The 13,753-nt window shown below is 72.6% G+C and carries 13 protein-coding genes; 5 read left to right on the plus strand and 8 right to left on the minus strand.

From position 1 onward, the window contains the following. Positions 1 to 22: 22 nt before the first annotated feature. Both ACIBBH_RS15575 and ACIBBH_RS15580 read right to left on the minus strand, forming a co-directional pair. Positions 23 to 1,747 carry a fatty acyl-AMP ligase gene (locus tag ACIBBH_RS15575; RefSeq protein WP_399404766.1) on the minus strand — a complete coding sequence of 575 codons (1,725 nt, stop codon included), beginning with the start codon at positions 1,745 to 1,747 and terminating at the stop codon, positions 23 to 25. Positions 1,748 to 1,930: 183 nt separating this feature from the next. Further along, positions 1,931 to 2,326 (minus strand): hypothetical protein, encoded by a 396-nt coding sequence (locus tag ACIBBH_RS15580; RefSeq protein WP_399404767.1) that lies wholly within the window; start codon positions 2,324 to 2,326, stop codon positions 1,931 to 1,933. A gap of 75 nt (positions 2,327 to 2,401) precedes the next feature. Between ACIBBH_RS15580 and ACIBBH_RS15585 the strand changes: the two genes are divergently transcribed. Both ACIBBH_RS15585 and ACIBBH_RS15590 read left to right on the plus strand, forming a co-directional pair. Beyond that, entirely contained in the window at positions 2,402 to 3,499 is a 1,098-nt protein-coding gene (locus ACIBBH_RS15585) for a chemotaxis protein (protein WP_399404768.1), read from the plus strand. Between the two features lie 75 nt (positions 3,500 to 3,574). After that, positions 3,575 to 4,600 carry a Gfo/Idh/MocA family protein gene (locus tag ACIBBH_RS15590; RefSeq protein ID WP_399404769.1) on the plus strand — a complete coding sequence of 342 codons (1,026 nt, stop codon included), beginning with the start codon at positions 3,575 to 3,577 and terminating at the stop codon, positions 4,598 to 4,600. A 37-nt stretch (positions 4,601 to 4,637) separates the two neighbouring features. On the opposite strand, the gene ACIBBH_RS15595 is transcribed toward ACIBBH_RS15590, so the two are convergent. Then, on the minus strand, positions 4,638 to 5,051 hold the full coding sequence (locus ACIBBH_RS15595) for an SsgA family sporulation/cell division regulator (RefSeq protein ID WP_399404770.1): 414 nt from the start codon (positions 5,049 to 5,051) through the stop codon (positions 4,638 to 4,640). A 507-nt stretch (positions 5,052 to 5,558) separates the two neighbouring features. Here ACIBBH_RS15595 and ACIBBH_RS15600 point away from each other — a divergent pair. Continuing rightward, a complete protein-coding gene (locus tag ACIBBH_RS15600; protein ID WP_399404771.1) occupies positions 5,559 to 6,983 on the plus strand; it encodes a PP2C family protein-serine/threonine phosphatase in 1,425 nt (474 codons plus the stop codon). A gap of 27 nt (positions 6,984 to 7,010) precedes the next feature. Here the strand turns inward: ACIBBH_RS15600 and ACIBBH_RS15605 are convergent, their stop codons facing one another. Beyond that, the gene (locus tag ACIBBH_RS15605; protein WP_399404772.1) at positions 7,011 to 8,504 is read right to left on the minus strand and encodes a hypothetical protein; all 1,494 of its coding nucleotides are present in this window, start codon (positions 8,502 to 8,504) and stop codon (positions 7,011 to 7,013) included. A gap of 259 nt (positions 8,505 to 8,763) precedes the next feature. On the opposite strand from ACIBBH_RS15605, the gene ACIBBH_RS15610 reads away from it, so the two are divergent. Then, the gene (locus ACIBBH_RS15610) at positions 8,764 to 9,906 is read left to right on the plus strand and encodes an aminoglycoside phosphotransferase family protein (RefSeq protein WP_399404773.1); all 1,143 of its coding nucleotides are present in this window, start codon (positions 8,764 to 8,766) and stop codon (positions 9,904 to 9,906) included. 267 nt (positions 9,907 to 10,173) lie between these two features. Further along, positions 10,174 to 12,144 (plus strand): N-acetylmuramoyl-L-alanine amidase, encoded by a 1,971-nt coding sequence (locus tag ACIBBH_RS15615; protein WP_399404774.1) that lies wholly within the window; start codon positions 10,174 to 10,176, stop codon positions 12,142 to 12,144. 5 nt (positions 12,145 to 12,149) lie between these two features. On the opposite strand, the gene ACIBBH_RS15620 is transcribed toward ACIBBH_RS15615, so the two are convergent. The 4 genes from ACIBBH_RS15620 to ACIBBH_RS15635 all read right to left on the minus strand — a co-directional run bounded on the left by ACIBBH_RS15620 (position 12,150) and on the right by ACIBBH_RS15635 (position 13,698). Then, a complete protein-coding gene (locus ACIBBH_RS15620; RefSeq protein WP_399404775.1) occupies positions 12,150 to 12,647 on the minus strand; it encodes a hypothetical protein in 498 nt (165 codons plus the stop codon). A gap of 234 nt (positions 12,648 to 12,881) precedes the next feature. Then, positions 12,882 to 13,055, minus strand: coding sequence for a hypothetical protein (locus ACIBBH_RS15625; RefSeq protein ID WP_399404776.1), 174 nt, complete (start codon positions 13,053 to 13,055; stop codon positions 12,882 to 12,884). A 53-nt stretch (positions 13,056 to 13,108) separates the two neighbouring features. After that, a complete protein-coding gene (locus tag ACIBBH_RS15630) occupies positions 13,109 to 13,396 on the minus strand; it encodes a hypothetical protein (RefSeq protein WP_399404777.1) in 288 nt (95 codons plus the stop codon). Between the two features lie 59 nt (positions 13,397 to 13,455). Then, positions 13,456 to 13,698: a DUF397 domain-containing protein gene (locus ACIBBH_RS15635; RefSeq protein WP_399404778.1), complete on the minus strand. Its 243-nt coding sequence runs from the start codon at positions 13,696 to 13,698 to the stop codon at positions 13,456 to 13,458. Between the last annotated feature and the right edge of the window lie 55 nt (positions 13,699 to 13,753).

Consider the following 13,753-nt stretch of genomic DNA (forward strand, 5'->3'; position numbering starts at 1 on the left):
GCGCGCGGGTGGACGGGCGGTGTCATCCCGCGACGGGCGCGCCCATCACGGCGAGGGTGCCGTCGAGGTAGGCAGTCCGGGTGGCGTGGCGCTGGATCTTTCCGCTGGACGTCTTGGGGATGGTGCCTGGGTGGACCAGCACGACGTCGTGCACGGACAGGGCGTGTGCCTCGCCGATCGTGCTGCGGATCAGGTCGGTGATCTTCTCGGCCTCGCCGTCCGCGTCCGGGCCCACCTCGGCGACGACGACGGGCTGTTCGCCCTCCGCTCCGCCGTCCACGGAGAAGGCCGCGGTGCAGCCGGGGCGCAGCGCGGGGTGGCACAGTTCGGCGGAGAGTTCCAGGTCCTGGGGGTAGTGGTTGCGGCCGTCGATGACGATGAGGTCCTTCAGCCGGCCGGTGACGAAGAGTTCGCCGTCGCGCAGGAAGCCGAGGTCGCCGGTGCGCAGGAAGCGGCCCTGGCGGCCGGGCAGGGTGGCGCGGAAGGTCTCGCGGGTGGCCAACGCGTTGCGCCAGTAGCCCTTGGCGACGCTCGCGCCGGAGACCCATATCTCGCCGACCTCGCCCTCGGGCAGTTCCTCCTTGCGCTCGGGGTCGGCGATCGCCACGGTGACGCCGGGTCCGGGCCGGCCCGAGCCGACGGCCGCCGCGTCGGCGGCACCCGCGCGCGGGCCGCTCCCGTCGGTCTCCAGCAGCGTCGGCGGGGTGTCCACCGAGCCGCCGGTGACCATCAGGGTGGCCTCGGCCAGGCCGTAGCAGGGGTAGAGGGCCTCACGGTGGAAGCCTGCCGGGGCGAAGGTCTGCGCGAACCGCCGCAGCGTGGCGGCGCGTACGGGTTCGGCGCCGTTGAACGCGACCTTCCAGCCGCTCAGGTCGAGGCCGTCGAGGAGGTCGGGCGTGGCGTGCTTCAGGCACAGCTCGTAGGCGAAGTTGGGGCCGCCGCTGGTGTGCGGACGGTAGCGGGTGACGGCGGTGAGCCAGCGCGACGGCTGCTGCAGGAAGTGCAGCGGCGAGAACAGGGTGGACGTGGCGCCCAGGTGGACCGGGGTCAGGACCGGGCCGATGAGGCCCATGTCGTGGTACACGGGCAGCCAGCTGACGAACATCTCGTGTCCGTACTCCGCGATCGTGTCCGGAGTATGGCCCATCCGCTCGCTGATGACCCGTACGTTGTCCAGCAGGTTGCCGTGGGACACCATCACACCGCGCGGCGCGGCGGTGGAGCCGGAGGTGTACTGGAGGAACGCGACCGAGTCGGCGGTGAGTTCGGGCTCGCGCCAGGCCGTGGCCGCCTCGTCGGGGATGTCCTCGGTGGCGACGCGGGCGATGCCGTCCAGCTCGGGCAGGTGCTCCGCCATGGTCTCCAGCGCGCCGATCACCTCGCGGCCGCCCAGGATCACCTTGGCGTCCGCGTCGGCGATCAGGCGCTTCATCCGGGTCAGGGCGCGGTGGTTCTGCGCCCTGCCCTGCGGGGGCACCCCCGGTACGGCGACGACGCCGGCCGACAGACAGCCCAGGTAGCCGCAGATGAACTCCAGGCCGGGCGGGTACAGCAGCATGGCGCGGGAACCGGCCAGCCCGTGCTCCTGCAGCCAGGCCGCGACGGCCCGGGTGCGGGACAGAAGCCGGGCGTACGTCAGTACGTGGATCTCTCCGTCGCTGTCACCGGTGACGAGGTAGCGGTAGGCGGTCCGTTCGGGATGGTGCGTGGCGTGCGTGGCCAGTAAATCGACCAGGGAACGTGCCATTGACGAGTCTCACCTGTCTGCATGATGGGCGAGGAAACTGGAGTTCGAGAGCACCGTTGCTCGACACCCCGCCCGAGGAGTCGCAGGTCAGACGACTCCTCGTGATCCCCCCGCAGCAATTTGCTACCGATGAGTAGCACCATAGCAAGTCCTGTCGACCGAAACGCCGAACGCAGGTAAAGGCTATGTGTCCAAGGGAGTTGGCGTGCCGACGGGGTCGTCGAGCAGCCGCCGGACGGCCCGTGCGGCGGCTTCGGCGTCGGGTGCGGAGACGGCCAGCCGGGCGTAGCCGGCGGGCGGCCACAGGCCGACGAGGACGACCGGGCCGCTCTCGCGCACGGCGACGAAGTCCCGGCCCCGGGTGTGCCGCCACTCGCCGAGGCAGAACCGCCCGGGCAGCCGGCGGCCGGCGTGCCGCTCGCCGCGCAGCGCCCGCCACCAGTCCGGCTGGACCGTCACCTCCCGCACGGCCGCGAGCGGCACCCGGACCTCGCGGCGCCGCGCCAGGAGCCGCTCCCGCAGGGTGAGGCGGACGACGACATCGTCCCCGTCGACGACCAGCCGGGCCACCGGGGTCACCTCCTCGCACCACCGGACTCCATCAGGTCGATTACCCCGAATGCCCGATAAGCGAATCAGTCCTATGGTGCTGTCATGGAGCACGCACTCAGTCCAGCGACCCTTGCCGAGCTGCGCCGTCCGCGTCCCTACCCCGCGGTCTCCGTACTGACGCCGACGCACCGGCGCGAGCCCTACAACGCCCAGGATCCGGTCCGGCTGCGCAATGTGGTGGCCGAAGCCAAGAAGAAGCTGGAGGCCGACCCGGCGGTCACCCGGGAACGGCGGGCCGCCGTCGTCGATCAGCTCGACCGCGCCCTCGCCGAGGTCGACCTGGCACACGCCGAGGACGGCCTGGTGATCTTCGCCGCGCCGGGTGAGCACCAGGTGTGGTCGCTCGCCCGTGAGGTGCCCGAGCGGGTGGTGCTCTCGGACACCTTCCTGACCCGCAACCTCGTCTCCGCGCAGGCGGCCGAGCGCCCGTTCTGGGTGCTTTCGCTCTCCGCGGACCGGGTCACGCTGTGGAGCGGCGGCGCCGACCGGGTGGTGGAGGACCACTCCGGCGGCTTCCCGCTGGCCCGTGGCCGCGAGAACTTCGACGCCGAGCGGCAGGAGCGGATCGGCGACCTGCCGAGCACCTTCCGTGACGAGGGCACCCGCCAGTTCCTGCGCGAGGCGGACACCGCCATGGCCTCCCTCCTGCGCGAGCAGCCCCGCCCGCTGTACATCACCGGCGAGGAGGCCGCGCTGTCCCTGCTGGACGAGGTCGGCAACGTCGCCAAGAGTGCCGTGCACGTGCGGCACGGCGGCCTCGCGCACGCCGGCCCCGAGGCGGTCTGGCAGGCGGTGAAGCCGGTGCTCGACGCGCAGGCCAGGAGGGACACCGCCGCCGTGGCCCGGGAGCTGGACTCGGCGCGCGGTCACCGTACGTTCGCGGCCGGCGTCGACGAGGTCTGGCACAGCGCCCGGGAGGGCCGCGTGCGGCTGCTGGCCGTGGAGGAGAACTACCGCGTGTCGGTCCGCGGCGAGGTCGCCGACCACCTCGTACCGGCCGCGAGCGGCGACCTGGAGGCCCGCGAGGACATCGTGGACGAGATCGTCGAGCAGTGCCTGCAGACCGGCGCCGACGTCCGCTTCGTGCCGGACGGCACCCTGGGCGACGCGGCCGGGATCGCCGGAGTGCTGCGCTACTGACCCGCCGGCCCGCTCACGCGGCCCGCACCGGCGTCTACGCTACGGCGTGATCGTCGGCGGAATGGGAGGGCGCACGTGGGTGACCTGCTGGGCGTGGCCGTACTGGGTGCCGGGCACATGGGCGCCGACCACGTACGGCGCCTCGATCGTGTGGTCAGCGGGGCCAGGGTCGCCGCCGTGGCCGACCCGGACACCGGGCGGGCCGAGGCGGCGGTCGCGGGCCTGGACGGGGTCTCGGTGCACACGGACGTGGTGTCCGCGCTCGACGCGCCCGGCGTGGCGGCGGTCCTGATCGCCTCGCCCGGCCCGGCGCACGAGGAGGCGCTGCTCGCGGCCTTCGAGCGTGGGCTGCCGGTGCTGTGCGAGAAGCCCATGGTGCCCGGCTCCACGGGGGCGCTGCGGGTGGTGGAGGCGGAGGCACGCCTGGGGCGCCGGCTGGCCCAGATCGGGTTCATGCGCCGCTACGACGCCGAGTACCGGCGTCTTAAGGCCCTGCTGGACGAGGGCGGTCTGGGGCGGCCGCTGATGCTGCACTGCGTCCACCGCAACGTCTCCTCACCGCCCGGCTTCACCAGCGCCATGCTGATCGACAGCTCCGTCTCGCACGAGATCGACGCGGCCCGCTGGCTGCTCGGCCAGGAGCCGGCCGCGGTGACCGTGCTGCGGCCGGCCTCTTCCGCGGGCGCCCCGGCGGGTCTGATCGATCCCCAGTTCGTGCTCTTCGAGACCGACGGCGGCGTTCTGGTGGACGTGGAGGTCTTCGTCAACTGCGGCTTCGGCTACCAGGTGCGCTGCGAGGCCGTCTGCGAGGCGGGCAGCGCCCGGATAGGCGACGGGCACACCATGGTGGTCACCGCCCGGGGCAGCGCCCGCGAGGAGGTGGCGCAGGACTATCTCGTGCGGTTCGCCGACGCCTACGACCGCGAGGTGCAGGCCTGGGTCGACGCCACCCGGCGGGGCCGGGTCACCGGCCCGAGCGCCTGGGACGGCTATGCCGCGTCCGTCGCGGCCGAGGCCGGGGTCCGGGCGCTGGAGAACGGCCGCCGGGTGCCCGTCGAGCTCGCCCCGCGCCCGGACCTGTACGCCGACGTCAGCCGCTGACGCCCGGCAGGTCGTGAACTTCACGGGCCGCAGCCGGTCAGACGCCGCCGAAGAGGGCGCTCAGCCCGCGCTCCACCACCGCTGCGACGTCCTCCTGCCCGGCGGCCACCACGGTGTAGGTGCGCAGCAGGAACCGGCGCAGGTCGAGCGTGCCGAACTGCAGCAGGGCCACGCCGTACGGCGAGTGGAACTCCAGGACCGTGCGCCCCCGCCCGCCCGGCCATATCTGCACGTCCCCGCGTCCGGCCGGCGCGCCGAGGCCCTCGTCCAGCAGGGAGCGCGCGAAGGTCCAGGTGGCGCGTTCCCCGTCGAGCGTCGCCTCGGGCGGGAAGTCGACGAAGACGGCGAGCGGATCCTCGGTCGTGTACCGGAGGGAGGCGGACACGGTGACCTCTCGGTCCCCGTCGGTGATCAGCCGGGCGTGGGCGGGCTGCGTGAAGGTGAAGTCCATGCCTGTAGGACCTCGCAGGGGCCGTCGGCATTACGGAAAACAGGGACCGATTCGGTGTGAGCTGCGTCACCCTATGGGCGGGCGCGGGAGAATTTCCGCCACGGTCCCCCAGGGTCCCGCGCCCTGCCGCGACCGGCGACTCCGCCGCCCATCGACATCCCGCCGCGTCATCCCCACCCTCATGGGCCCCACCGGCATCCGCCACCGGTGGCCGGGTCCGGTCGACACCGATGCGGCACCATAGAACACAGGCACGTCGAACACCCACCCGAGCGCTACACCAATGGGCTCCCCGATCGGTCAAGTCACGTACCTCATCTACGACTTGCCCACCCGGCCGCCTACGTCATCCAGGCCGGTCAATCGCGCCTTGAAGACTCTGGCATATGCCGTAAGCACCACCGTATCGTGTGTTGCCAAATCCCTTACAGCGCGTCGCGGGCTGTGCCACAGTCGTAACGGCCTTCCCCCGGCCCTGGCCGTACCGTCCCCGCATCGGAGTGCGTCATGCCGTCCCCTCTCTCTGCGGACCGCCCCGCCGCTCAACCGTCCGGCCGCGGCTCGGTCGACGCGCTGATCTCGCAGGCCCGGCGGCTCAAGAGCGACGTGGACGCGGTGCGGAGGGACGCGCAGGGCGACGGCTCGGACCCGCAGGAGCGGTGGCAGCGCGCCCTGTGCGACCTCGCGCTCCACCAACTGAGCGACCTCGACGAGCACTTGGCCCAGCTGCGGGACGGCCCGGCGCCCGCACCGGAAGAGGCCGCGCCAGCCGTCCACCCGGCACCGGGCGACACCCCGTCCGGCTCGCTGCTGAGCCGGGTCGGCAGTGCGGAGTGGAACCTGCTGACCGACGAGGCGAGTTGGTCCGGTGAGCTCTACCAGATCCTCGGCCGGGACCCCGCGGGCCCCGCGCTCACCCTCGACGAACTGCCGTCGCTGATCCTCGAAGAGGACCGTCCGAAGCTGACGGCGATGGTGACGGACTGCCTCGTCGACGCCAAACCCATCGACGGGGAGTTCCGCGTCGTACGGCCGGACGGATCGGTCCGGACCGTGCACATGATGGGCGAGCCCGTGCTCGACGCCGACGGCAGCACCGCCTCGATGTGGGCCGTGCTGCGCGACGTCAGCGAACTGCGCCGCCACCGGCGGACGGTGCGCGAGACCGGTGACTCGCTGCACCGCCACCAGCAGCGGGCACAGAGCGAGCACCGGCTCGCGGTCGAGCTGCAGGAAGCCGTGCTGCCGCCGTGGCGCGGCTCCCTGCGGCTCCCGCACCGGGGACCTCGGACCCTGGACCTGGCGGCCCACTACCTGCCGTCCGCGACGAGCTCGCTGATCGGCGGCAACTGGTACGACGCGCTCGAACTGTCCGACGGCGAAACGCTGCTCAGCGTCGGCGACCTCACCGGGCACGGCGTCGCCGCCACCTCGGGCATGGCGATGCTGCTGGGCGCCCTGCGCGGCATGGCGATGGCGGGCACCCAGCCCGGACAGCTGATGGCGTGGCTCAACCAGTTACTCGACGCCACCGTGCAGCCGGCCCTCGGCAGCGCCGTCTGCTGCCGCTACCGGCCCGCCACCCGCACCCTGGTGTGGGCGCAGGCAGGCCACCCCGCCCCGCTGCTGTTCCGCGACGGGACGGGGCACGCACTGCACGCACCCGCCGGCGTCCTGCTCGGCGCGACCACCGGAGCCACCTACGGGCAGGCCGAAGTGACCCTTGAGCCCGGCGACCTGCTCCTGCTGCACACCGACGGACTGGTGCCGGGGCATGAGGGACGGGCAGCCGTGGACCGCCTCCTGGACCGGGCCCCGCGCTTCGGCACGGCCCGCACCGCGCAGGACTGCCTGCGCTTGGTCGTGGAGGAGTGCGGCGAGACCGAGCGGCAGGACGACGCCTGCGTGCTCATCGCCAAGGTGAATAGTTGAAGGTAACGGTCTGAGAGAAACCAGGCACTATGCCGGTGCGCTGTCGATGCCCCGGCCCTTGGTCTTCGGCAGGGCGAGCCTGATCTCCTCCCGCAGCTCGTTGATCTTCGGGTAGCTCGCGTACTCGGCCGTGAGCCGGTACATCTGGCGCAGCCGGTCCCAGGTGCGGTGGGAGGAGTTCGAGCCCATCGACATCAGGGCCAGCCGTGCGTACCGGTCCGCCTGTTCGGGGTCGTCGGCGATGAAGCAGGCGGAGGCCATGGACAGGAAGTCGAAGATCTTCGACCGCTGGCGTCCGTCGACCCGCAGGGCCAGGGCCTTCTCCGCGTAGTGCTGGGCGTGCACGGCCGCGCTCGGGTCGTGCTCCGCCAGCGTGCGGTAGGCCAGGGCCTGCATGCCGTACAGGTCCTCCTCCTTGAACATCTGCATCCAGCTCGGCGGCGGCACGTCGCCCTTGTCGGAGACGAAGAGGTCCTCCGCCTGGCCGAGGGTGCGGCGCATCGCCTGGCCCCTGCCCATGGAGGCCTGTGCCCAGGCCTCGATGGTGTGGAGCATCGCCTTGGTGCGGGGCAGCACCTCGTCGCCCGAGCCGGACTGGGCGAGCTTCATCAGGTCGAGGGCGTCGTCGGGCCGGCCGAGGTGCACCATCTGGCGAGCCGCCCGGGAGAGCGCCTCCCCGGCGCGCGGCCGGTCACCGCCCTCTCGCGCGGCGTGGGCGGCGATGACGAAGTACTTCTGGGCCGTGGGTTCCAGGCCGACGTCGTGCGACATCCAGCCCGCGAGGACGGCGAGGTTGGCGGCGACGCCCCACAGGCGCCGCTGGAGGTGGTCGGGGTGGCGGTAGGCGAGCATGCCGCCCACCTCGTTGAGCTGGCCGACCACCGCCTTGCGCTGGAGCCCGCCACCGCGGGCGGCGTCCCAGGCTCGGAACACCTCCACCGAGCGCTCCAGCTCCTCGATCTCCTGCGACCCGATGGGGGCGGCCTCATAGCGGTCGTACCCAGCGGGGTCGGCGTGCAGGGGGTCGTCGAGGACAGGGGCGTCTGCCTTCAGGGTCGGATCGGTGTGCAGCCAGTCGTGCATGGCGCTGCTGAGTGCGGATCCCGCGGCGAGCGCGGCGCCCGCGCCCACCAAGCCGCGTCGGTTGAGCATGAGGTCCATTCCCGTGAATTCGGTGAGGACCGCGGCGGTCCGTTCGGGCGCCCACGGCACTCCGTCGGGATGTTCCACATTCCCGCCGCCCGGCCGTCTCCCCGTACGCCCGTGCCGCACCAGACCGAGGTCCTCGATGGTCACGACACGGCCGAGACGCTCGGTGAACAGGGCCGCCAGCACCCGCGGCACCGGATCGCGCGGGATCTCTCCCGTGTCGATCCACCGCCGCACCCGGGAGGTGTCGGTCGCCAGCTGGGGGTGGCCCATGGCCGCCGCCTGCTTGTTGACCAGCCTCGCGAGTTCGCCTTTGGACCAGCCGGCCAGGCCGAACAGGTCCGCCAGACGGGTGTTGGGTTGTCCGCTCACGCAAGCCCCCAGGTTCTCGGCTGAGTTGACAGTAGCCCGGTGGAGGTTGCCGGGCGACTATTCGCCAGGGTTCGCCAGGGTGCGCCAGATGGTGTGCCACTGGTCACCGGGTGTCAGGTAGGAACGCGCCACCCCGACCCGGTCGCCGCTTTGTACGACGGGTGCATTCCCCAGGGTGCACCCGGGCTTCCGGGCCGGGTTGTGCGCGACGACTTACCAAGGCAGGCACCGCAGGCACACGAAGGGATCTGTATCTCCCATGTACGCAGCATCGTCCTCCGTGTCCGCCCCGCCCCGGCCGCTGCGTCCCCGCCCGGCGGGCAGCGGCCCCTATCTGGATCCCGCGGCGCGTCAGGGGCCTCCCGTACTGGGTGCGGGCCGGCCACGGCGCACCGGGGGGCCAGGCACCCAACCGCTCAGCGGGAGACTCGACTTGTCCGGCCCTCAGGGCGCGCAGTTGCGCACCGCGATCGCGTCGGTGCACCGGATCTGTCCGGAGTTCGCTCCGGTGCAGGTGCTGCGCCGCAGCGGACGGTCCGTCCTCCTCGTCGGGACGACGGGGCGCAACACGGCCGTCGCGAAGTGTCTACTGGACCTCTCCCCCGCCTGGGCGGAGCGGATCAGGCACGAAATAGCCGCATACCGCTCGTTCGTCCGGCACCGGCCGCCGATCCGGGTGCCGAGACTGATCGCGGCGGATCCGGACAACTGCACCCTGGTCATCGAGCGGATGCCGGGCCGGGTGGCGGCGCTCCAGCGGCATCCGGCGGAGGCCCCGCCCCGGGCGGACATCCGGGCGGCCCTCGGCGCGATCTGCCGGCTGAACGCCTGGCGGCCCCCGGCGGGCACCTTCGACGCCCCCCTGGACTACGCCGCCCGTATCTCCCGGTACCACGAGCTGGGACTGCTCACCGACCGGGACCTGGGGGACCTGCAGAAGCTGCTGCACGGCATCGCGCACGCGGCGGGCCGGCAGGGCATGGGCCAGTTCTGCCACGGCGACGCACTGCTCGCGAACATCCTGCTCTCACCGGCCGGTCCAGTGCTGGTGGACTGGGAGCACGCGGGCTGGTACCTGCCGGGGTACGACCTGGCGGTGCTGTGGTCGGTCCTCGGGGACGCGCCGGCCGCCCGGCGGCAGATCAGCCAGATCGCCCAGTCCGCGGGACCGGCCTCACGGGACGCCTTCCTGGTGAACCTGATGCTCGTCCTCACCCGGGAGATCCGTACGTACGAGACCGCCGTGCAGCGCTCGATGTACGACACGGCCCCGGCGGCACCGGGGACGGCCCATCCGGGCGCTGCGCCGTCCGGCGAGGAACAGCGGCTGCTGCTCCGGCGGCTGCACGACGACTGCCAGCTGGCCCGCAGGGCCGTGCGCGCGGCAGTGGGCACTCGCTGACGGGGACGCGAGGTCCGCGGGGCGCCAAGAGCGGCGGCGCACCGCGGACCTTCGTGTGTCCGGCCCCGCGGGACGGTCGGGCATTGGTGTAGTCCACTGACGCTCCGCAGGCCCGCCGCGGCTCCGCCGCGAAACTCCGCAATCCCCACGTGACATGGGAAATCGCCTGCCTCCCGGCATCATTGACGGATCGTCGGCCAGCCGATACCACTGACCCACGCTCGGCCCGGCACGCCCCGCCACGCTCGCCCGTCCCAGGAGGCCGCATTGCGAGGATCCGCCACCGCCCCCAGACCCGTACCCCGCAGCAGACGCACGCGCAGGACGGCCGTGGCCGTCACCTCCGCCGCTGTGCTGTTCCCGCTGCTGGGCGCGGCCCCTTCCCAGAGCGCCACCGAGTCCTCCGCCGGCCGGCTGCAGCACGCGTTCGCCTCCGCCGCCGCCGAGTACCACGTGCCGCAGAGCGTGCTGCTGGCCGTCTCCTATCTCCAGTCCCGCTGGGACGCGCACGCCGGAGTGCCGAGCGTCACGGGCGGCTACGGCCCGATGCATCTCACCGACGCGCGCACCGCGCTCGCCACCGTGCCGCACCACAGCGAGGGCACCGAGGACGCACGCGGCGACGGCGCCCGCGCGGCCCTGCACCCCGGCACTCGGATCCCGGTGGATGCCGCGCTGCCCGCCCGCCTGAAGACGCTGCCGAAGGCGGCCGAGCTGACCGGGATCCCCGCCGGGGAACTGCGCACCGACCCGGAGGCCAATGTGGCCGGCGGTGCCGCCCTGCTCGCCGCCGCCCAGAGGGACCTGGGCGAGCCCCTGAGCGCCGACCCGGCCGCCTGGTACGGCGCGGTGGCCCGCTTCTCCGGCGCGGACGACACGGCGACGGCGGCGGCGTACGCGAACGACGTGTACGACGTGCTGCGCACCGGCGAGGAGCGCGCCACGGACGGCGGGCAGTTGGTCGCCCTGGCCGCCCAGCCGGACCTGAACCCGGACACCGCCCAACTGAAGCGCGCGGGGCTGCGCACGGTCTCCGACGACGGCACGGAGTGCCCGAAGACGGTGTCCTGCGAGTGGATCCCGGCGCCGTACGCGGAGTTCGGGGACAACGACTACGGCAACCACGACCTGGGCGACCGCCCGGTGTCGCAGAGCATCAAGTACATCGTCATCCATGACACGGAGGGCACCTGGGACGGGGTCCTGAAGCTGGTCCAGGACCCGACCTACGTGTCCTGGAACTACACCGTCCGCTCCACCGACGGTCTGATCGCCCAGCATGTGAAGGCGAAGGACGTGGCGTGGCACGCGGGCAACTGGTACGTCAACGCCAAGTCGGTCGGCATCGAGCACGAGGGCTTCCTCGCCCAGCCGGACGCCTGGTACACGGAGGCGATGTACCGGTCCTCGGCACGGCTGGTGAGGTACCTCTCGAAGCGGTACGGCGTCCCACTGGACCGGCAGCACATTCTCGGCCACGACACCGTGCCGGGCCCGACCACCTCCACCATCCCGGGCATGCACACCGACCCGGGCCCGTACTGGGACTGGCGGCACTACTTCGAGCTGCTGGGCCGCCCCTTCGAGCGCACCGCGGGCAAGAAGGGCGGGCTGGTGACGATCCGGCCGGACTACGGGGCGAACCAACCGATGTACACGGGCTGCACCGCCAAGGGCGAGCCGTGCGCCGCGCACGGCTCCGGCGAGGTGCGGCTGTACTCCGACCACGACGAGAACTCGGCCCTGATCACGGACGTCGGCCTGGGCACGGCCCCGACCACCGGTGTGAACGACCTGTCCTCACGGGTGTCGACCGGCCAGCAGTACGCGGTGGCCGACCGCTGGGGCGACTGGACGGCGATCTGGTACCTGGGCCAGAAGGCCTGGTTCCGCAACCCGGAGGGCGAGCCGTCGGCGGTGAACGCCTTCGGCCTGGTCGTCACGCCGAAGGACGGTCTGAGCGGTGTTCCGGTGTACGGCCGCGCGTACCCGGAGAAGGAGGCGTACCCGGCCGGGGTGCCCGCCCAGTCGGTGTCACCACTGCCGTACACGCTGTCTGCGGGCCAGCGGTACGTGGTCGGTGACGTGGTGCCGGGCGAGTACTACTACGCGGTCACCTTCACCACCGACTCGCACCGGGTCGTGGTCGGCAAGGACCTGTACTACGAGATCCAGTTCGGCCACCGGGTGGCGTTCGTGCGCGCCGCGGACGTGACGGTGAGGCCGTCGGCCGGCTAGCCGGGTCAGCCCTGCTGGAAAAGCTCCGCGGGGAGCGGCTTCAGCAGGGCGTACAGGTCGTCGGTGATGGGACGGTCCCAGGCGGCGATGGTGACCAGGACGCCGTCGCTGCGGTCGAACTGCACGCAGGAGATCCGGCTCTCGGACAGCTTCAGCCGACGCACGACCAGGAGGTTGTCGCCCTGGAGCACCGGCATGTCCTCGGTGTCGGTGACGGTCACCTCCTCGTCGTTCTCCAGCGCCAGCAGCAGCTGGGCCACCTCGAAGGGGATCTCGCCCTCGGCGACCTCGCGGGCCGGGGAGCCCTCGGGCAGGTTGCCGATGATCATGGCGGGGCCGCGGCCGCCGAACAGGTCGTAGCGCAGGAAGACGCCCTGGCAGCTGCCGTCGGGGGCGGGCAGCAGTCCGGCGCCCAGATTGCCGGGCCAGTCGCCCGGGTCCATGGCCAGCACGTCGAAGTCGGGCCCGGCGGGAGTGGCACTGCGGCGGCGGAGGAACGACATGCGGCCATGGTACGTGCCCGGGCGTGTTCGGTGTCGTCCGGGCGCCGGCCTTCCGCAAGGAAGGAAGCGAGGTCTCGGACTTGCCGGCGGTGAGGCGGGGCGGGGGCCGCCGAGTGAAGGCTCCCGCTCCGACCAGCGCTTCAGCGCGGGGCGGCCGGGTGTGGTGCGGGGGTTCGCAGGCCGGGTCGGGTCCGGCACGGAGTCGACGGGGCCGCGCCGGATGCGTCCCCCCGGTCACTCGGCCGGCGGCGCCGGTGGCGGCCCACCGACCGGTTCGGCCTCCTTCGGTGCCGCGACGAGATGGCCGGCCGCGTCTCCCGGCAGCGCGTACACCTCGGCCCCTGCCTCGGGATGCCGTGTGCGGTGCGAGGGGAAGCCCTCGGCAAGGGTGCGGGTCTCGTTCTCCACGGCATCCCGGTCGACGGGGGCGGGACCAGCACGCCGGACGCCGGTCAGGTCAGCTACGGCCAGGGGCAGGCGGCGACCACCCGGGGCCCGGGCCCGTCCAGGCCCCCGTACACCTCGCGGCCGGGCCGGGGTACGACGGCCACGGAGCATTCGGCATCGTGGGCGGCGGCCGGGCCGCTGCTCCCGAGGAGCGGGCCGACGAAGCCGCCGCACCCCCGGGAGCCGAGCACCGACATCTGGGCGGTGGCGCCCGGTTCGGGCAGCGGAGCGCCGGTCACCCCTGCCGGGACGGCGTACTGCACGGCCTGGTCCTGCGTGCGTCCCCGCAGGTGGACGCGCACCTCGTCGAGGACGGGATCGCGCCCCTGCCTTCCTCCACCGTGATCGGCCGGACAGGGACCTAGGTGAGGTCGAACTCCCCTTCCCGCGCGCCCGACACGAACGCACCCCACTCGGCGGGCGTGAAGATCAGGGAAGGGCTCTCCGGACGGCCGCTGTTGCGCATCGCGATGAACCCCTCGACAAAGGCGATCTGCACGTCCCCAAGGCCTCGGCTGCTGGACTGCCACTCGGCCTTGCTCAGGTCCAGCTCCGGCTTGTCCCAGCCCATGAGCGGCTTCTGCTGGGTGATGCTCTCGGCCACGTCCGTGCTCCTCCCGGTTCGTCGTCCGCGGCCAGCCTAGCGATCGGTCCGGACG

Source organism: Streptomyces sp. NPDC051636 (assembly GCF_044453765.1).
Taxonomy (GTDB): Bacteria; Actinomycetota; Actinomycetes; order Streptomycetales; family Streptomycetaceae; genus Streptomyces.

What these genes read in the sequence shown, in the direction of transcription:
- ACIBBH_RS15585 (WP_399404768.1), top strand. Translation starts at nt 2,402, where the DNA reads ATGGAGCACGCACTCAGTCCAGCGACCCTTGCCGAGCTGCGCCGTCCG.
- ACIBBH_RS15595 (WP_399404770.1), bottom strand. Translation starts at nt 5,051, where the DNA reads ATGGACTTCACCTTCACGCAGCCCGCCCACGCCCGGCTGATCACCGAC.
- ACIBBH_RS15575 (WP_399404766.1), bottom strand. Translation starts at nt 1,747, where the DNA reads ATGGCACGTTCCCTGGTCGATTTACTGGCCACGCACGCCACGCACCAT.
- ACIBBH_RS15600 (WP_399404771.1), top strand. Translation starts at nt 5,559, where the DNA reads ATGCCGTCCCCTCTCTCTGCGGACCGCCCCGCCGCTCAACCGTCCGGC.
- ACIBBH_RS15610 (WP_399404773.1), top strand. Translation starts at nt 8,764, where the DNA reads ATGTACGCAGCATCGTCCTCCGTGTCCGCCCCGCCCCGGCCGCTGCGT.
- ACIBBH_RS15620 (WP_399404775.1), bottom strand. Translation starts at nt 12,647, where the DNA reads ATGTCGTTCCTCCGCCGCCGCAGTGCCACTCCCGCCGGGCCCGACTTC.